Annotated in this window: 17 protein-coding genes; 16 read left to right on the top strand and 1 reads right to left on the bottom strand. The window is 46.7% G+C overall.

Annotated elements, in window-relative coordinates; genetic code table 11:
* The first annotated feature begins 126 nt into the window (after positions 1–126).
* The 13 genes from JWZ98_RS08275 to JWZ98_RS08215 all read left to right on the top strand — a co-directional run bounded on the left by JWZ98_RS08275 (position 127) and on the right by JWZ98_RS08215 (position 14,888).
* Positions 127–1,365, top strand: coding sequence for a hypothetical protein (locus JWZ98_RS08275; protein WP_205453931.1), 1,239 nt, complete (start codon positions 127–129; stop codon positions 1,363–1,365).
* 36 nt (positions 1,366–1,401) lie between these two features.
* Positions 1,402–2,355 (top strand): glycosyltransferase, encoded by a 954-nt coding sequence (locus tag JWZ98_RS08270; protein ID WP_205453930.1) that lies wholly within the window; start codon positions 1,402–1,404, stop codon positions 2,353–2,355.
* Positions 2,356–2,411: 56 nt separating this feature from the next.
* The gene (locus JWZ98_RS08265) at positions 2,412–3,635 is read left to right on the top strand and encodes a glycosyltransferase family 4 protein (RefSeq protein WP_205453929.1); all 1,224 of its coding nucleotides are present in this window, start codon (positions 2,412–2,414) and stop codon (positions 3,633–3,635) included.
* 20 nt (positions 3,636–3,655) lie between these two features.
* The gene (locus tag JWZ98_RS08260; RefSeq protein WP_205453928.1) at positions 3,656–4,228 is read left to right on the top strand and encodes a hypothetical protein; all 573 of its coding nucleotides are present in this window, start codon (positions 3,656–3,658) and stop codon (positions 4,226–4,228) included.
* A gap of 63 nt (positions 4,229–4,291) precedes the next feature.
* Positions 4,292–5,110: an ABC transporter permease gene (locus tag JWZ98_RS08255; RefSeq protein ID WP_205453927.1), complete on the top strand. Its 819-nt coding sequence runs from the start codon at positions 4,292–4,294 to the stop codon at positions 5,108–5,110.
* Positions 5,111–5,153: 43 nt separating this feature from the next.
* Positions 5,154–6,389, top strand: coding sequence for an ABC transporter ATP-binding protein (locus JWZ98_RS08250; protein WP_205453926.1), 1,236 nt, complete (start codon positions 5,154–5,156; stop codon positions 6,387–6,389).
* Between the two features lie 26 nt (positions 6,390–6,415).
* The gene (locus JWZ98_RS08245) at positions 6,416–7,270 is read left to right on the top strand and encodes a class I SAM-dependent methyltransferase (protein ID WP_205453925.1); all 855 of its coding nucleotides are present in this window, start codon (positions 6,416–6,418) and stop codon (positions 7,268–7,270) included.
* 3 nt (positions 7,271–7,273) lie between these two features.
* On the top strand, positions 7,274–8,467 hold the full coding sequence (locus JWZ98_RS08240; RefSeq protein WP_205453924.1) for a glycoside hydrolase family 99-like domain-containing protein: 1,194 nt from the start codon (positions 7,274–7,276) through the stop codon (positions 8,465–8,467).
* A 4-nt stretch (positions 8,468–8,471) separates the two neighbouring features.
* Complete coding sequence (locus JWZ98_RS08235; RefSeq protein ID WP_205453923.1) at positions 8,472–9,491, top strand: glycosyltransferase family 2 protein; 1,020 nt, start codon at positions 8,472–8,474, stop codon at positions 9,489–9,491.
* Positions 9,492–9,499: 8 nt separating this feature from the next.
* Positions 9,500–11,563 (top strand): glycosyltransferase, encoded by a 2,064-nt coding sequence (locus JWZ98_RS08230; RefSeq protein ID WP_205453922.1) that lies wholly within the window; start codon positions 9,500–9,502, stop codon positions 11,561–11,563.
* The gene (locus tag JWZ98_RS08225) at positions 11,560–12,888 is read left to right on the top strand and encodes a glycosyltransferase family 4 protein (RefSeq protein WP_205453921.1); all 1,329 of its coding nucleotides are present in this window, start codon (positions 11,560–11,562) and stop codon (positions 12,886–12,888) included. Before JWZ98_RS08230 ends, JWZ98_RS08225 begins: the two co-directional genes overlap by 4 nt.
* 72 nt (positions 12,889–12,960) lie before the next feature.
* Positions 12,961–13,917: a glycosyltransferase family A protein gene (locus JWZ98_RS08220; RefSeq protein WP_240348273.1), complete on the top strand. Its 957-nt coding sequence runs from the start codon at positions 12,961–12,963 to the stop codon at positions 13,915–13,917.
* Positions 13,918–14,003: 86 nt separating this feature from the next.
* On the top strand, positions 14,004–14,888 hold the full coding sequence (locus JWZ98_RS08215; protein ID WP_205454412.1) for an FAD:protein FMN transferase: 885 nt from the start codon (positions 14,004–14,006) through the stop codon (positions 14,886–14,888).
* A gap of 493 nt (positions 14,889–15,381) precedes the next feature.
* On the opposite strand, the gene JWZ98_RS08210 is transcribed toward JWZ98_RS08215, so the two are convergent.
* The gene (locus JWZ98_RS08210; protein ID WP_033158994.1) at positions 15,382–16,359 is read right to left on the bottom strand and encodes a malate dehydrogenase; all 978 of its coding nucleotides are present in this window, start codon (positions 16,357–16,359) and stop codon (positions 15,382–15,384) included.
* Between the two features lie 207 nt (positions 16,360–16,566).
* On the opposite strand from JWZ98_RS08210, the gene JWZ98_RS08205 reads away from it, so the two are divergent.
* The 3 genes from JWZ98_RS08205 to glyA are packed head-to-tail and all read left to right on the top strand — an operon-like array spanning position 16,567 to position 20,081.
* A complete protein-coding gene (locus JWZ98_RS08205) occupies positions 16,567–17,424 on the top strand; it encodes an NADP-dependent methylenetetrahydromethanopterin/methylenetetrahydrofolate dehydrogenase (RefSeq protein WP_205453920.1) in 858 nt (285 codons plus the stop codon).
* Between the two features lie 17 nt (positions 17,425–17,441).
* Positions 17,442–18,797 carry a glycerate kinase gene (locus tag JWZ98_RS08200; RefSeq protein WP_205453919.1) on the top strand — a complete coding sequence of 452 codons (1,356 nt, stop codon included), beginning with the start codon at positions 17,442–17,444 and terminating at the stop codon, positions 18,795–18,797.
* Between the two features lie 24 nt (positions 18,798–18,821).
* Positions 18,822–20,081: a serine hydroxymethyltransferase gene (gene glyA, locus JWZ98_RS08195; RefSeq protein ID WP_171694822.1), complete on the top strand. Its 1,260-nt coding sequence runs from the start codon at positions 18,822–18,824 to the stop codon at positions 20,079–20,081.
* Positions 20,082–20,090: the final 9 nt, after the last annotated feature.

Genomic DNA, 20,090 nt, shown 5'->3' with positions numbered 1-20,090 from the left:
TGCTATGTCGACCACATCTAAAGTTTGCGCAGTGGTTTTCAGCTAGTTCACTAATCTCTGCTACGATAAAAGTTCAGTGCGTTGGTCGACCCAATATTCAGGCTTTTTAATTATTAAACAAAATCCATGGTAGTTCTGTTTTTTTTAGGTTTCTGGCTGGCCTGCCTTACCGGCTTATGGCTGTGGAAAAAACCCTTATTTATCGCTACCTGGCGTGAGCCCTATTTTGCCGATACGCCGGTTTTAATCGAAAGCGACGACTGGGGCCCGGGTGGCGACTTCCACGCAGCCCGTTTAACAGAGCTGCTCTCCATGCTGGCTCAACACAAAGACGCTGTAAACCGCTCTGCGATACTTACCGCCGATATGGTGTTAGCCGTTCCGGATTTAGCAAAGATCGAATCCACGGGCCAATACCACAGGCGCATGCTGGACAAAGACTTCCCGGCCATTTTTGCAGCACTGCAACAAGGCATACAACAAGACACTTTAGTGCCGCAACTGCATGGCATGGAACACCTGAACGGCAAGGCCTTCGCGGAATTATGCCGGCAACAAGACCCCCGCCTGGCAACCGCCCGCGCAACTAAGGATTGGTGGGACTGGGAAAAACTGGATTCGCCGCTACAAGGCCACTATGTAGACGGACGCAATTTACCTACCCAGGCAATTGACGCTGCGGAAGCCAATTCACTGGTCGCAAATGCCATGCAATGTTTTACCGGCATGTTCGGCTATCCCAGCCTCAGCACAGTCGCCCCGTGCTATTTATGGAACGATGAGATCGAACAAAGTTGGCAACAGCAAAATATCATCGCGATTCAAACTGCCGGCTACCGCTGTACCGGGCGCAATGAAACCGGACATTATTTTCAGGATCCTCCGCTGATACGGGTCGGCAATACCAATCGTTTCGCACAACTTTACCTCGTTCGCAACGTGATGTACGAACCTGTTGACGGCAAAAACACACCGACCAGCGCGTTTGCCGAAGCTGAAATGGCTTATCGCCAAGCCCTGCCGGTGAGTATTTCTACGCATCGCTACAATTACACACGCTCAGAGGACGAATGCCAACAAGCTATACGTGGGTTAGACCATCTTTTAGGGCAAATCAGGGCAAATTTGCCCAACGTTCGCTTCTTGGCGTCCCCGGAACTCGGCGAATTCTTGCAAAACAAAACCGACAATATCGTGAATCGTTTCAATCAGCGTCAATGGCCAGCAATTAGCTTAGCTGTGACGCACCGCAAAACCGGTGCATTTCTATACCGTCTATACTACAGACACAGAAAATTAGCGCTGATCGGTTATTGCACCGGATTAATTGTACCGGCGTGGTTGATCTGCAAAACCAGTTTATAACCATTCTAACGTATCAAAAATTTTGATTAGCCCAAAATGAAAATCAGCGCCGTCATTCCAGCGTATAACAGCGCGACATTCATTCGTGCCGCCATCGAAAGCATCCAGGCGCAAACCAGCAAAGTTGACGAAATCATCGTGGTGGATGATGGCTCCACGGACAACATCGAACAAGTCCTTAAGACGTTTGCCCATACCGTCATTTATCACAAACAAGCCAATCAAGGCCCGTCCGCCGCGCGCAATAAAGGCATAGAATTGGCTAGCGGTGATTGGATTGCATTTCTGGATGCCGATGATCAATGGACTGTGGACAAAACCACCAAGCAAATCCAAGCATTGCAAACCAATCCGGAACTCCACCTGATTGCCGGCGACATGACGGAAATCGACAACGACGACCAACTGCTAACCCAATCGGTGTTAGCCCAACATAAAATGTTGGACTATTTCCAACAGCTGGCCGGAAAACCAATTCCCAACGCCCTTGCTGCGTTAGTGAAAAAAAATTTTATACCGACGGGTACCGTTTTGGTGAAGCGCCAAACCTTGCTTGAAGCAGGCATGTTCAATACCGAGATTCGCTATGGAGAGGACTTGGAATTGTGGGCAAAAATTGCCACATTTCACGCAGTAACGTGCCTTCCCGACATTTTGATGCTGCGCCGCCAGCACGGCAACAATGCCACGCAAGCCAGCGAAGGTATGTTAATAGACTTGACCAAGGTGACTGAGTCTATTCGGAACTTTGCCGCGCCCCAATTAACTGCTCAAGGCATTTCGCCGAATAGGCTGGTGGCGGAGGCACAATGGACGCTTGGCTACTGGTATTTCAGCGGCGGCAATAATGCCAAAGCCAGAGAGGCCTTTAAAAAAAGCCTCTCCCAGGATTTCACACTTACCAATCTACTCTATCTGATTTTCAGTATCTTGCCAGCCAGCTTAATTAATGCGCTACGTATCATTAAACAAAAATTCGCAAAATCCTGAGTATATGAGAATATTCCTTAACGCTTTCTACGCTGATATTGCCAAACTCTGATTTCATGTCGACCAACAACCTCCCAAAAAGAATTATCTATGTCGAAAACGGAATTGGTTATGGTGGCGCCATTATCTGTTTGAGGCATTTAGTCAGAAATCTTGATCGTGATCGCTTTCTACCTCTAGTTGTTACAGGACGCAACGGTCCGCAATATCGGGAGATTGCCGATGAAGCCTTATGGAAACACATCCCGGACCGCCATATAGACATAGTGGCGTGGCGTGCAAAAGCGGAATCGATTCAATGGTTAACGAAGGTGTCTCCCCTGCGATTTTTCGTCAATCAACTGATAGCCAGAAGCGACGACTTATTTAATTTTTTACCGTTTTTTCTCGACTTGCTTTGGACTGCATGGCGTTTCAAAGCCGACTTGATCCATGCCAATAACGAGCCGCTTTGTAACAGAGCCGCGCTCTTGGTAGCCAAAATTTTGCGTATCCCCAGTATTTGCCATGTCCGTGGTAACCCTGACGGACCGCATTCAGCGCGCTGGGCTTATTCCCTACCCGATCATTTTGTGTCCGTCTCCCATTGGGTTGCCAATAGCATGCGTGAAAAATTAGCCGTGCAGGACGAGAAAATTAGCGTGGTCTATGATGGCATCGCTTTGGATAAGCTGAACAACCAAGCAGGTGGCTCCTTATTTAGGCAACGATTCGATTTACCTGCAAATATCTTTATCGTAGGTTTAGTAGGCTTACTTATTCCTTGGAAAGGGCAACAACTATTTATCGACGCGGCTAAAATACTGCAAGACCAAATACCCCATTTAAAAATGCTGATTGTCGGTGGAACGCCAGACGATTGCATCCCTTACGAACGAGAGCTTAGAGAACGTGTAAGACAGGAATCGTTGTCGGATACCGTCCACTTTATCGGCCACGTCAGCGACATGATAGAAGCCTACAAAGCTCTGGATATTGTGGTCTCAGCATCCACTAGCCCCGAACCATTAGGTACGGTCGTCATCGAAGCGATGGCGTTAGGCCGGCCATTGATCGTACCAAACCATGGCGGCGGCGCGGAAATGGTTGAAGATAATCAAACCGGACTGTTATTTAACAGCGGTGACGCGGAAAGTTTGGCAGCGTCTATCCTTAAGTTTTACCGCTCCAGCGAGTTGATGAATCGATTAGCCAGTAACGCCCGGGGCAAAGCATTAGCCACCTTCGACGTCCGGCAGCACACAGAAGCGATACAGTCCATATATCAAAAGTTTTTATAAAACAGTACTCAAGCAAATTCATGCGCCAGAAAAAAGTCAGATTACTTCCATTGCTATTTATTGCCTGTATCCGGAATGCGGCAGCCGACTATCCGAAAACCGACGCCGATTACGCCTTCCTGCCACCCTACTGCAAGGCGCGCGCATCCGATCAAAAATCGCCTGACTACCAAAGCTGGAACCGAAAGCTCGGCGACGACTTCATTCATATCCACCACTATTGCGCAGGCTTACACACCATGAATTTAGCCTTCAGAACCCATGACGAGGCAGAAAAACAGTCTAAATACCGCGCGGCAGTGGGAGATCTTCTATATGTACCGGATCACGCCTCGCCTACTTTTAAGTTAATGCCAAAAATATTTTACGATGTCGGTCAAGCCTACCAATTCATGGGTGAAATTGATGACGCAATTGCCGCCAACTTAAAGAGTATTTCGCTTGATAAAAATAACTCTTTTCCTTATGCCGCCTTGAGCAGTTTGTATCAAAGAAAAAACATGAAAGCAGAAGCTAAAACCATTTTAGAAAAAGGCTTGGAACACAACCCCAACTCGAAAATATTGCTTAAACGCATGAAGAATTTCAAATAATCCCCATCTCTAATTAAAAGCTTAACCGCTACCGATTGGATTATTCAGTTAAAATAAATACCCATGTTACGAATCGCCAAAAACTTATATACCTACAGAGAGCTAATAGCCGCACTCACCTGGAAAAACATCGTTATCCGCTATAAGCAAGCATACCTCGGAATTTTATGGGCTGTATTAAAGCCTATTATGTTAATGCTGGTATTTACCTTGGTTAAGGGTTTTGTGGGCATAGAAACAGGGGGCTTACCTTATCCGCTTATTACATTTGCAGCACTAATACCTTGGGTATTTTTTCAGGAATCAGTTTCTGAAGGCGTCAATAGCGTAACTTCGAATGCCAATTTGATCAAAAAAATATATTTCCCGCGTGAAGTGTTTCCATTAACCGCGATGGTTACCAAACTAGTGGAATTAGTTATCAGTTTTGCGATATTGGCGGCCATGATGATTTATTATCATGTCATGCCCACTCTGCATGCAGTCTGGATACCGGCTTTCGTGCTATACACGATGATAGTCGCCTTAACAATCAGCTTCTTTGGCGCAGCGATGAATGTATACTACCGCGATATAGCTCAAGCAATACCAATAGCATTATCTTTATTGATGTACGGTTCCCCAGTCATCTATCCGTTGAGCTTGGTACAAAAGAAATTAGTTATCGAACAGGCGGCGGGCGAATGGTCCAATGATTTGTATTTTTTATACACACTTAATCCATTAGTGGGCATTATAGATGGATTTCAAAGTGTTTTAATTAGAGCAACAGAGCCCGATTTAAATGTAATTTATCCGGGGTTAATTTTGACTTTGCTAATACTACCGTTCAGCTATTGGTTTTTTAAGCGCGCGGAAAGTTGGTTCGCCGATGTCATATAAGATTCGGCAAAAAACTTCAAAATTACATCATTAATTAGCATATATGGCCATCATAGAAGTCAACCACCTCACCAAGGAATACCAACTCGGTCACCTTACCAGTTTGAAGGAAACCGCTTTAAACACCATGAGACGCCTCGCCTTACAACCGGTTCACGAGCGCGAGCGTTTCAAAGCGCTTGACGATGTCAATTTTCACATCAATGAAGGTGAAGTAGTCGGTATCATCGGGCATAACGGCGCAGGTAAAAGCACTCTGCTCAAGCACTTGGCCAATATCAGCAAACCCACCAAGGGCGAAGTCATTGTTAAAGGCAGCGTAGCACCGCTGATTGAAGTGGGTGCCGGTGTCAATCCGGAACTAACCGGCCGAGAAAATATTTATCTTAATGGCGCCATCCTGGGTATTCCCAAAAAAATCATTCAACAGAAATTGGATGAAATCATTGATTTCTCCGAGCTGGAACAATTTATTGACACACCGGTTAAACGATATAGCTCCGGCATGACGGTAAAGCTGGGTTTTTCCATTGCCACTAGCATGGAAGCAGATATATTAATTATTGATGAAGTATTAGCAGTTGGGGATTTAGCTTTTCAAAGGAAATGTTTTGATCGAATGGAAGATCTTATTAGACGCCAAGGTAAAACTGTTCTTCTCGTCAGCCACAACATACGCCAAATTGAACGGTTATGTAATAGAGTTATATTATTAAGTAAAGGCTCAGTTATAGGTGACGGTGACGCAAACAGCTTATGCGCAAAATTTTATCAGGCAAATGACAAAAAAATAAGCATTGACAGCTCTACCACACTTAGCTTGGCAAATAACAACGAATGGGCAACAGGAGAGATACACCTAATAGATATTAAACTCCTCAACTCTTCAGGCAACTCAATTACAGAATTAAAACACACTCAAGCCGTTACCATTAAATTAGTTTATGAAGTTAAAAATCAGGTTCGATATCCTATGTTTGGAGTGGGCATTCACACCACTGACTTTATTTATCTAGCCACTCAGCAAAGCATAAACCAACTAAAAATAGAAAAACTTGATATTGGCATATATGAATTTAACTTTGAGATTGAATCATTTCCATTTATGCCTGGAGTCTACTCGATCAGAGCGGGAGTCGCTGAAGGATCAGCCAGTAGAACTATTTTTTATGCAGAAAACCTGCTACATTTTCAAGTAACATCTGAAAACCTAGCAGACAAAACTTGGAATGAGGGGTTAGTATCTCTTCCCGGCACATGGACATTCACAGCAGCCTAGTCAACATATTACATTGAGAGAAAAAAGTGACCTCTAAAAAGTATATATATGAAATTCCAGATAACGAAAACCACCCAGCTAAAAAAGTTATTAAATGGATAAAAAATAATTCAAAGGTACTTGAAATTGGTTGTGCTAGCGGAATTCAATCTAGAATATTGAAAGAAAATTTGGGCTGCAGAGTTACAGGACTCGAAATAGATCCGTCAGCTGCAGTAGATGCTAAGCCATATTGCGAAGACGTTATAATTGGAAGCATTGAGGAAATTGATTTATCATTAGCACTAAAAAATGAAAACTTCGATGCCATTCTCTTCGTTGATGTATTAGAGCACCTGATAGATCCTCTAGCAACTCTAAAAAAAATACTTCCTTTTCTTAATGAGAATGGTGTTGTAATTGCATCCATACCTAACATTAGTCACTCAGCAATATGCTGGGAACTTGCTCACGGGAGATTTGATTACCAAAAATATGGACTACTAGACAATACTCATATACGATTTTTTACTAAAAAAAATATAATAAAATTATTTGAAGATGCCGGATACCATATTATTTTATGGGATCGCGTCATTAGAACCCCAGAAGAAACTGAATTTAATGTGCATTGCTCTTCTGCAAAAGATGAATCTTTTTTTGACTGGATTAACGAACTTAACCCAGAGTCCAATACATATCAATTTATAGTAAAAGCAATACCCACATCAAATACGGAAGAGTCTCTGTATACGAAACTAGACAATGTAGATCAATTAGTCTCGAAACTATCAGAACTAAACAAGCAAAATATGTTGCTAAAATCTAAAATTGATTGGCTTGAAAAAAATAGATTTGGCCCTTTTACAAGTTTATTTCAAAAATTAATACATCGCGCCTAATTCATGAATGATAACCCAGTAAAAGCAATTGCATTCTTCCTCCCCCAATTCCACCCAATTCCAGAAAACGATGAATGGTGGGGCAAAGGGTTCACTGAATGGACGAATGTCACAAAAGCAAAACCATTATTTCCGGGTCATTATCAGCCTCATCTACCTGCAGATCTTGGTTTTTATGATTTGCGTTTACCGGAAGTACGGCAACAACAAGCTGAGCTTGCCGGAAAGTATGGAATTTCGGGTTTTTGTTATTATCATTATTGGTTCAACAAGAGACGGATACTCGAACATCCTGTCAATGAAATATTAAATACTGGAAAGCCTGATTTTCCATTTTGTCTTTGTTGGGCTAACGAGAACTGGACCAGAACCTGGAGTGGCGGATCAAAAGACGTGCTTTTAAAACAAAAGTATAGCCATGAAGATGATATAGATCATATTCATTCACTTTTTAGTGCTTTTCGTGACCCACGTTATATAAGAATTGACGGGAAACCGTTGTTTCTGGTTTATCGGACTGAATTGTTACCAGACCCCAAAAAAACTGCTGAAATTTGGCGATCAGAAGCCATTAAAAATGGCATCGGCGATCTTTATCTAGTCAGAGTAGAAAGCTTTGTAAACAACATTAACCCTGAAACTATTGGTTTCGACGCAGCAATAGAATTTGCTCCAGACTGGGCCAACCTTGGACCAAGGCTGTTTAGGACTGAATTACTTAAAAAAATATCCAATATCGGATTATTCCCTAAGGTTTTTAGTGATAACCAAGTGGTAGATTATGATACTTTAGCTACCAGCATGATGCGAAAGAAAAATCCTGATTATGTAAGGTTTCCGGGAGTCACTCCCTGCTGGGATAATAGTGCTAGGAAGAAAAAAAATGCTGCAATTTTTATTAACTCAACGCCTGATAAATACGAGCAATGGCTTGCAAGTTCAATTCAAAAAGCTTCTTTATTTGACTCTAAAATACCGAAATTAGTCTTTATTAATGCGTGGAATGAATGGGCTGAAGGGAACCATCTCGAACCAGACCAAAAATGGGGTCATGCATATCTCGAAGCAACATTTAATGCCTTGAATGATCCGAATAAAGAGCGAAAAACTTTGCGTACCCATCCAAATCCATTGAATATATCTCATTATCTTAGGTATCTATATAATAGAAACATAGGCTGGCGTCTACAGAAATAAGTCGATGAAAAATGACCTATCAATATCGTTTGATAAACTAACGGTTATCCTATTAAATTGGAACGGCAAAAAAGACACTTTGGAGTGTTTATCCTCGCTACAGCTCCTTAAGCATCCTAATTTTAATATTATCGTTGCTGACAATGGTTCCAGTGATGATTCGGTGAAGACTATACGCGCCGAATATCCGGATGTCTTTGTATTAGAAAATGGAGCCAACTTAGGTTTTGCCGAAGGGAATAATAGAGCCATTCGTTACGCTCTGGATCAAGACGCCGACGCTGTTGTATTGTTAAACAACGACATTATCGTCGATCCCAACCTCTTACAAGCATTTCACGACGCATATAACTCCTTGGCTAATCCAGGCATTCTGGGTGCGGCGAGCTACTATTACGATAATCCTAAGGTAATCTGGGCTGCGGGCGGTTTTTGGGACTCAACTATTCTTGATCTCAATCATATTGGGCTCGGTAAATCCGCTCAGGAATTACCAAGCAATAAACCCTACGAAGTAGAGTATGCCGTGGGTTGCGCCCTGTTTGTACACAAAGATGTCATTTCAAAAATAGGCTTGATGGAGCCATTATTCTTTTTAAATTTCGAAGAGAACGACTGGTGCCAACGCGCCAGGAAAGCTGGGTTAATTAATTACTCCGTACCAGACGCGAAAATTTGGCATAAGGTTTCCGCATCGTTTGGCGGTGAATCTCCGTTATGGAAATATTATATGACCCGTAACCTGCTTTTATGGTCAAAACGGCATTTACCCACTAGCGAGCATCACGCAGTTATTCTAAAAACCATTAAGGCCTGCTTCCCTTCTCTCGCATTTTTATCATGGAAAGCACCATTAACGCTAAAACAGCGTTATTGGGCATTTGGTATGTGGATAAAACAAGTATTCGGCCGATTTAATGATCCATTTTATATTGCTCAGTTTTATGGAATAAATCACTACTTTATTAACAAATTTGGTGAATGTCCGCCCGAGTTAAGAATTAAACTGCGCCCAGCAGCTTGATTTAATCTATGTCTGCTAATAGCATCTACACGCCCGCTATCAGCGTCATTATGGCTGTCTACAATACCGAACGGTATTTAATGGAAGCCATTCAAAGCATTCTGTCGCAATCTTTCAAGGATTTTGAATTAGTAATAATAGATGATGGCAGCACCGACGATAGTTCGGGTATTTTGAGATACTTCGCCTCACACGACTCACGCATCAAACTCATCACTCAAGTTAACGCCGGCATAGGTGCTGCAACCCAAAGAGGCATTACCGAAAGCCAAGGTGAATATATCGCCATTATGGACTCCGACGATATTTCCCTCCCCGATCGACTAAAGCTACAGAAACAGTTCCTCGATCAGCATCCAGACATTGACGCGGTCGGTAGCCAATGGCGAATGTTGCACGCCGACGGTCGAGATATTGGTATCGATACGCACCCGCTTGATTCAGAGAGAATTTCGGTGTTGATGTACGCTTTTTTTTCGCTGCATCACCCGACCACGATGATTAGACGACACGCATTGGAAAAAGTGGGTGGCTACTCCGTAGACCGCAGTTGTCTGGTACCCGACTACGACGTATTTATGCGCATGCAATTGGCGGGATGCCGGTTCGCCAATCTGCCGGAAATTCTGTTCATCTGGCGCTTAAATCCAGCCAGTACTACACACCACAAAGCGCGAGCACAGTGTGCTTCGGTAGCGGAGGTTCGCGATGCGGGATTTAACCAACTGCTATTGAACGATCCTCTGCAAGCTGCAGACACTGCAAAATCGGTAGTTTGTTCTTTTCCAACCGGCACATGGCAAGACGAAAGAATCAAACAACTATTACCCGAGCAGGGACCGTCATTGTTGTATCGCACCTGGCGGAATCTGCCAGACGCTACCTCGGGAGACCGTCTTAACAAGGCGCTGGTCTTGTGGCTGGAAAAGCCGGAGCTCTATTGCGAAACCTTGCGCGAACAACTGCTCGCCAACGACAAGGCTTGGTTGGCGGCATTACTAAATGCCTACCGCGGCATCGAAAACCTAGACCCAGCCCTGAATCCCGATACGCTGGCGATTATCCCCAGCAATCAGATAGCAGTAAGTTTATTCGTCACCTATAACCAAGCTGGCGAAGATTTCAATCAACGTCTGCAACAAGCCTTCGCCTTGAAGGCTCAGGCCAAGTTTTCGATAGAAATTATTGTAGTTTCGGTCAAACCAGAACTTAGCCTGAAACCTTTTATCCCGTTACTTGCCACTCATGATTGTATTTTCGATGAAAACGGCCTTGCGTGGCACACGGCATTGCATAGGGCTAAAGGTGCTTATTTTGCATATTTGGAAGACAATTTTAGATTCAATATCGATGTAATATTGAAAATCCTGGCAAGTCACATCCAGCACAAAACATCTATTTCATTTATGCCGGATACTCGCTATTTTAGCGAAGCATGCGATGAAAAAGGTCAACCGGCTCTAGACAATCAATTTCATCCAGTTTGGACACGTAGCACTCTACTTGGAAAAAATCGTGTGCAGTCTAGTCAATTTATTCATCATCGCTCCTTATTAGACAACTTAAAAGGCAATTTAGCGGAGCTGGGTGTGGCAACAGGGCGATACTTGGGTAGATACTTGGCAATTAGAAACGAATTTAACATTATCGATGGAGCTGTAAGCTATTTTATGCCAGGAATAATTTTAAACGCCAACCCATTACCTTTATTTCAACAAACTGTTGGCGATTGGTATCTGGATTATGGCATGACAAACTTTCCTGATTTTGTATTCCATGACAACTTGTCAAAATCTGAAATTTCACATTATGCTCAAACCCTTTCAACAGCTTGGCTCAACAAAAATTTATATGTATACCAAGGTAATATATCGGTACTGGAAAGCTTCTACCTCAATCGTGTCAATTTAGCGATCAGAATACCATTATTTAGATACTTACTCGCACACAACAAGAAAACTTATTTACTCGCCTTCTGGCGGAAGAAGGATTATCTAAATGCAACTTTGGCTTTATTTTATTGTGTTTATCAGACCATAGCTGTTCGTTTGTTTTCTCCGTATAAAAAATGAAAACTCTACATATTTGCCATAATAGTGATTTAAAAAACGGTGTTGACAAAACCACCTGCACCTTGATGGTCGCATTAAAAAAACTAGGCGTTGAACCTATCGCGGTGGTGCCCAAAGCAGGCAATGTCACGGAATATTTGCAGTCTCAAGCGATTCGTTACTGGCTGGTCCCATATTCCTGCTGCTTAAGCCGAACAGAGCGGGCGCAATTTAAGTTTTACGGAGATTCTTTTGCACAATTAGACAATTTAATTACGTTGATACAGCAGGAAAACCCTGACATTATTCATATTAACACCGGTCATTTACTGCATGCTGGTATTGCCGCCGCGCGTCAAAGAGTACCGGCCATTTGGCATATTCATGCCCCATTTTCAGAAGATTTGTCCCGTTATGAATCCAGTATTGGCACCGGCGGCTATATTCACCTTTTAAAACAATTGAGCAGCCGCATCATCGGCGTATCAGACGACGTTGCTAAATCGCTATCGGAACATTTGCCCCCAGACAGAATAAATACACTCTACAACGGCATCGACATTGAAGAATTGCGTAGTTCTGCCAAGTCGTCTTCAACCGATATTCGCGCGGAATTGGGCCTTTCCGCAGACGCAAAATTGGTAATCGGCGTGGGCCGCATCTCTGAGCAAAAGGACTTTGCTGCATTTGCCAGAGTAGCCGCCAAGGTCGTTACGTTTAAATCGGATTGTTATTTCCTTATCGCCGGCCCAAAACAGGAACCGGTAGCTGTCCGCCTGTTGGAAGACGAATTAGAGCGTGGCCAATTAAACAACAAGTTACATATACTCGGACCGCGAGATGACATTGCCGCCCTGCTGGCACAAAGCACTATATTTCTCTCCACGGCAATTTTTGAAGGCCAGGGCATTGCCGCTCTGGAGGCAATGGCTTTGGGTACGCCAGCGGTCGCGATGGCGTGTTCGGGTCTACGGGAGTGCATCGTTAACGAACACGACGGCATTTTGGTAGATCCGGGCGATGAAAATTCCACCGCCACGGCCATTTTGCGCCTGCTGGACGACCCGGAATTTGCTCAAAAACTCACCGCCAACGCCCGTATCTCCGTCGCTGAAAAATTTTCCAGCCAAAAATACGCTAAGCAATTTTTGAACATCGCCAACGCTGCGCTGGCCTACGGCCCGCCGGCGATTTCTGATCAAGAACTTGATCTGCTATCGGGATTATTGGGACAAATCAATAATGCCCATCTGCGTTTGCTAGGCTTTGAACAGCAAACCTTAAATCAACGTATAAAAGGCATTCTCTGGGAATGGCGCCAACAGCTAAAGGCAATATTCCAGTAAAAGCTCGAATTGCCACAATTTGATTTAAAATAAATTTCGCACAATCAACGGCCTGATTCAGGCGAATCCAGTATGCGACAAACTACTGATATATCTCAAGCTAAACCACTCATTTCCGTGATTATGCCTTGCTATAACTCGGCACATATCATTGGCAAAACCATCGCCAATCTGTATCAACAAACTTTCAAGAATTTCGAATTGATAGTCGTTGACGACGGTTCATCGGATAACTCGCTAGAGGTTTTGCAGGTAATAACAACGCTGTATCAAAATATAATAGTTATTTCCCAACAGAATAAAGGCCCCGGTCCTGCGCGCAATCGCGGATTGGAAGCCGCATCGGGAGAATTTATTGCCTTTCTGGACTCCGACGACAGTTGGCACCCTGAGTTTCTGGCAAAGCTTCATCATAAGCTTGAAGAAAAACCGGATAGCGTACTCGCATACTGCGGCTGGCAAAATATTGGTCTTAGCGCAGAAAAATCCCAACCTTATATTCCGCCTGATTACGAAGAAAATGATAAGTTTGCCGTTTTGTTGCGCAGTTGCCCTTGGCCAATTCACGCCGCATTGACGCGCAAATTTGCCATCGATCAAGTTGGAGGTTTTAACGAACACTGGCTAACCGCTGAAGATTTCGATATGTGGATCAGAATTGCAATGTTCGCCCATATTGTCCGCGTTCCTGAAGTATTGGCTTATTATCACCATCAACAAGGAGAACAAATTTCCAGCAACCGACTTAGGGCCATACTAAATCATTGGGGCGTGCAAAAAGGCTTGCTGCGAGACTTTCCCGTAATATCGCAAACACTGGGTAAAGCTAAAACCAATCTTTTGACAAAAGGCCAGTTATTGCAAAGAGCTTATGAGTTTTATTGGAAAAACGATTTACCTAGCGCGCATCATTTATTTAGAAAAACCTTGGGTTTGGGGTATTTTGGTATGAAGGACTTAAAATATATTCTACCCAGTTTACTGCCTCTAGCGCTTTACTTGGTTCTAATAAAAAAAATACGGAGTTAATATTCCATCAGCCACGCTTATCACTTTAAAACCGACAAAGATTAATCGTGAGCCCAACATCCTTATTTCGCTTCCCATTCCAGGCTATGGGTACTCAATGCGAAATCCAATTGATTGCCACGGAGCATAAACAGGCCAAGCGTATTGCCGATATAGTAACAGCCGACGTGCAACGCTTGGAGGGCTTGTATTCCCGGTATAAACCCGACAGCCTGCTTTCAAGCATCAATCAAGTCGCAGCCATGGGCGGCCGCATTACCGTGGATGAGGAAACGGCTGGCTTACTGAATTATGCTGCAACCTGTCATCAACAAAGCGACGGCCTGTTCGACATCACGTCCGGAATTTTACGGCAGGCTTGGCGTTTCGAGTCCGGCCAGTTGCCGGATGAACAACTAATTAAAACACTATTGAAAAAAGTTGGATGGCACAAACTACGCTGGCAGGCGCCGCTATTAGAGTTTCCGCTGGCCGGCATGGAGCTGGATTTTGGCGGCATTGTCAAAGAATATGCCGTAGACCGGGCTGCGGTAATTGCGCGGAATGCCGGCGCTCGCCACGGTCTTATCAACCTGGGCGGCGACATCAAACTGATAGGCCCACGTCCGGACGGCACTGCCTGGCGAGTGGGTATCCATCACCCCCGCCAAAGGCAGGTATTAGCAAGTACTTTGGCACTACATAACGGCGCCGTCGCCAGCAGTGGGGACTATGAACGTTGCATTATCGTCAACGGCCAGCGCTACGGACACATCCTCAATCCGAAAACAGGCTGGCCGGTTCGGCATTTGGCATCTGTCAGCGTCGTCGGCGAATTCTGCGTAGTGGCCGGCAGCGCGTCAACCATCGCCATGCTCAAGGAAGAACAAGGCCCAAGTTGGCTGGAACAGTTGGCATTGCCGTACTTATGGATAGACGTACACGGCAAATCCGGAGGTTCGTTAGCCGTTGCAGACCCAGCAACGCGCTGAGTTTTATCCCTTACCGATACGGTGCCAATTCAATATGCCCAAAAATACGGCATATCCCTTGCCATTGCGGCATAAGCCTCAAAACCGGTACTTTGGCATCACCCATCACCTCGTACATGCCCCGTCAAACGGGAATTCATAATTGGCACACCTATTGCTTTATCTAAAAAAATAATAAAGCACTGTTTTGTTGCCTGCCCCACCCAAACAATTTCCGGGGTATCAATTAAAGCCCCCGACCCATTCAAGATTTTAAGGACGCGCTAAAAAACTCTCTCGCTGGATGAGGGATAGGGCGCTTTTTACCAGTCGTTAACAAGCTGCCACGGATGGCGGCGCCTTACGAATCGGCTAGCCGAGAGACCCGCCGACGTAAACACAAGATAACATCAGCAACAAATAATGGAGCGGTAGTTATTACGCCATACCGCGATAGTGATGCTCGATAAGCCCAGCCGCGCGGAATAGCCGCAGAGCTCCCGCACTCGGACAATTAGAGTAGATGTTTGATGGCTTGTCGCTCTTCTTTTAACTCTACTTCGTTTTGACGCAATCTTGCCAAGCTGAACTCGTTAAGATCCAAGCCCTTAACGATGCCGATCTGCCCATCCACCACCGTCACCGGGAAGGAATAAACCAATCCTTCCGCAACACCATAGCTACCGTCGGATGCGACCGCCATACTCACCCAGTCCCCCGGATCGGTACCGAAGGCCCAAACCCGCATATGCTCAATCGCCGCATGCGCCGCAGACGCCGCGCTGGACTGGCCGCGTACTTTGATAATTTCCGTACCTCGGTACTGCACAGTGGGGATAAATTCATCAACAAACCAGGATTGCTCGACCAAAGAGAATACATCCATACCCTTGACCTTGGCATGATGTAAATCAGGATATTGAGTGCAGGAATGGTTACCCCAAACCGCCACGTTTTTCACGTCTCTGCTCAGCACCCCGCATTTCTCGGCTACCTGACTTATCGCACGTTTATGATCGAGCATGGTCATCGCCGTAAAACACTCCGGCGCTAAATCCGGAGCGTTATGAATAGCGATTAGAGCATTGGTATTGGCCGGGTTGCCGGTCACTAACACCTTGACATTACGGTTGGCTACTTCATTCAGCGCCCGACCTTGGGTGATAAAAATCTGCGCGTTATCCAATAACAAATCGCTACGCAGCATCCCCGGTCCGCGCGGCTTTGCCCCTACCAAAAAGGCATAATCGACGTTATCGAATGCCACTTTCGGATCGTCGGTAATGATGATTTTGTTGATCAACGGAAACGCGCAATCGTTCAACTCCATCACCACGCCTTGTAACTGCTTCATAGCCGGTGGAATTTCCAATAGACGCAGCACGATAGGCTGATCCGGCCCCAGCAATTCGCCAGACGCCAAATGAAATAGCAAGGAGTAACTAATCTGACCAGCTGCACCTGTTACAGCAATATCCACGGGCGTTTTCATCTGCGTTCCTCTTTATTGATTGGATTCTTCCACACCCGACCCAACGGCAGGCTTTTCCAATATGACATAAAGTTTTTGAGCAAACAATCACTAATTCCTGCTTGCCAAAACCCGCTTGGATTCTGCGGCGAGGTAAATATTATTCTGTATAATGCCGGCGGCTAACCTTCTCCCACCGGGCCACCATTATTCATATCAGGTAGCTTAATGAAAAAATTGTTATTCCAGTTCGACACCGACACCCATCCCTCGGCTTTCGATACCGTAGTCGCTTACGACGGCGGCGCGGACCATGTCATTGGTTACGGCAACATTACCCCCGATAACGTCGGCGGCCTGGTCGACGGTACGATCTTCACTCGCGCCCCCAAAGACAAAAAAAACACGGCGATTTTTATCGGCGGCAGCAATATCGAGGCCGGCCAGCGTTTACTGATAGCGGTGCAAAAACATTTTTTCCCCGGGTTTCAAGTGTCGGTGATGCTGGACAGTAACGGCAGCAACACCACAGCCGCCGCCGCCGTCGCCAAACTGGGCAGCAGCGCAAGCCTGGCCGGCAAAAAAGCGGTGGTATTAGCTGGTACAGGTCCGGTCGGTCAACGTGCGGCGGCGATGATGGCGCTGGAAGGCGCGCAAGTCAGCATCACATCCCGACACATATTTAACGCGGAAAAAGCCTGCTTCGCGATGAAGGAGCGTTTCGGCGTAGATCTGACACCCGTAGAAGCCGCCGATTACGACAGTCGCGCCGCCGCCATCCAAGACGCCAACGTCGTATTAGCGACCGGTGCTGCCGGTGTCCAATTATTAAAGCCGGAACATTGGCAAAACAATCCAAATCTGCAATTGTTGGCGGACGCCAACGCCACGCCGCCTGTCGGCATTGGCGGCACGGATGTACTGGATAGAGGCGAACAGCGACACGGCAAAATCGTCTGGGGCGCCATCGGCTTCGGCGCACTAAAACTAGCCTTACACCGCGCCTGTATCACCAAGCTATTTGAAAGCAATAAGCAGGTGTTCGACGCGGAAATCATCTTTGCACTCGCTAAAGCCATGGCTTAAGGTCCTGCCGGATCGATATGTCCGCAGTCCAGCCAAGTTATCGTGAACACGCAGCCGCCATTTTTCGCGCCGGCGTTGCGGCGGCTGATCCGTATCTTGCCGTAAAACGTTTTCTCAGAGCCGATAGCGGACTGCTGCATATCGGTTCGGAACAAACCGGCTACCGCAGCGGCGACTGGCGACGCATTCATCTAATATCTTTCGGCAAAGCCGCATGCGCAATGGCCGATGCGGCACAAACGATAATTCCCGAGGCCTGGCTTGCGGCTAAAGGCATTGTCGTGACCAATTACGACAACATTGATGTCGTCGAAAACTGTCAGGTATTCGGCGCCGGCCATCCGCTGCCGGACGCCGCTGGGTTGCATGCGGCAAAGACCATCGCCACCCGCCTGAGCGACACTAATCCCGGCGAGTTGGTGTTGGTGTTGATTTCCGGCGGCGGCTCGGCATTGCTGCCCTACCCGGTCGCCGGCATCAATTTGGCGGATAAAATCGCCACCACCCGTCTATTACTGGCCTCCGGCGCAACCATCAATCAGATCAATTGCGTCCGTAAACATTTGTCTCAACTCAAAGGCGGCGGCTTAGCCAGGCTTGCCGCGCCCGCCGATTTGCATGCGCTGATACTATCCGACGTGCTGGATAACGATTTAAGCGCCATCGCCAGTGGCCCCACCGTGCCCGACGACACCACTTTCACAGACGCCGTCGCAGTATTGGAATCGTTCGGCATATGGCAAAAAATACCATCCAGCGTGCAAAACTATTTGCAACAAGGCGCTCAAGGCTTGCAAATCGAAACGCCTAAAGGCAGTGACCCGCTCTTCCGGCAGACAAGCCACCATTTGCTTGGCAGCAATGCCATTAGCGTTGACGCTGCAATCGACAAAGCACGCGAATTGGGCTATGAAACCCAGCTTTACAGCAAACAGTTGAGCGGCGAAGCGCGCTTGGTTGCCGAGCAAATAGCACTGCATGCACTATCCGCAGCAGCCGGCATGACGCGGCCGACAGCCGTCATCGCCGGCGGCGAAACCACTGTTACCTTAAAGGGCAATGGCAAGGGCGGCCGCAATCAGGAAATGGCTCTTGCCTTCGCCCTGGCCGCCGAAAAATACGGGCTGAACGGCGCCTGGACCTTTCTCAGCGGCGGTACTGATGGCCGCGACGGCCCTACCGATGCCGCCGGCGGCATCGTCGATGACGGCACTTTGCCACGCATCCGCGCCGCCGGACTCGACCCAGCGGCCCTGCTCGACGATAATGACTCATACCCTGCCTTGCAAGCGGCGAACGATTTACTGCTCAGCGGCGCAACCGGCACCAATGTCGCCGATTTGCAAATCCTGCTACTGCATCCCAACGAATAACCCGAACTTACTTTAGGAGACCCCATGTTTAGCGAATCGATGACCATCAAAGGCTTTGACGACGAACTATTTCAAGCGATGGAACAAGAACGCCAACGCCAGGAAGACCATATCGAACTGATCGCCTCGGAAAACTATGCCAGTCCCCGAGTTTTGGAAGCCCAGGGCACGGTGCTGACCAACAAATACGCCGAAGGCTATCCGGAAAAACGCTACTACGGCGGCTGCGAATACGTCGATGTCGTTGAGCAATTGGCGATCGACCGCGCCAAAGAATTGTTCGGCGCCGATTACGCCAACGTGCAAGCTCACTCCGGTTCACAAGCCAATATGGCAGTGTTCATGTCTTTGATTCAACCGGGCGACACCATCCTGGGCTTGAGTCTGGCCGACGGCGGCCATTTGACCCACGGCGCCAAACCGAACTTTTCCGGCAAAATCTACAACGCGATACAGTACGGTTTGAACAAAGACACCGGCGAAATCGACTACGAACAAGTCGAAGCGCTGGCCTTGGAACATAAACCCAAATTGATCATTGCCGGCTTCTCGGCGTATTCGCGCATTTGGGACTGGCAACGTTTTCGCGACATTGCCGATAAAGTTGGCGCTTACTTCGTTGTAGACATGGCCCATGTCGCCGGCCTAGTCGCGGCGGGTTTATATCCCAATCCGGTGCCGATTGCGGACGTGGTCACCAGCACCACCCACAAATCCCTGCGTGGCCCACGCGGCGGCTTGATCTTGTGCAAAAGCAATCCGGATCTGGAAAAAAAGATCAACTCCAACATCTTCCCCGGCATCCAAGGTGGTCCGTTGATGCACGTGATCGCCGCCAAAGCCGTGGCGTTTAAAGAAGCCCTGACCCCGGAATTTAAAACGTATCAGCAGCAAGTCGTGAAAAACGCCCAAGCCATGGCGGAGGTTTTTATCAAACGCGGTTTTGATGTGGTTTCCGGCGGCACCGACAACCACTTAATGCTGGTGTCATTAATTCCAAAAGGCATCACCGGCAAAGCCGCCGACGCCGCCCTGGGCCGCGCCCACATCACCGTCAACAAAAACGCGGTCCCTAACGACCCACAGTCGCCGTTCGTCACCAGTGGCATCCGCGTTGGCACCCCTGCCCCGACCTCACGCGGCTTCAAGGAAGACGAAGTTCGTCAAGTGGCGGAGTGGATGTGCGATGTGATGGATAACCTGGAGGATGAGAGCGTGATTGATGCGGTTAGGGAGAAGGTGCATTTGTTGTGTGCTAGGTTTCCGGTTTATTCAGCCGGATAAGGTTATGTG

It is taken from the genome of Methylomonas sp. EFPC1 (assembly GCF_016925515.1).
Lineage (GTDB): Bacteria > Pseudomonadota > Gammaproteobacteria > Methylococcales > Methylomonadaceae > Methylomonas > Methylomonas defluvii.
Note: the sequence above shows the minus strand (reverse complement) of the source record. Positions and strands in the feature narration are given on the sequence as shown.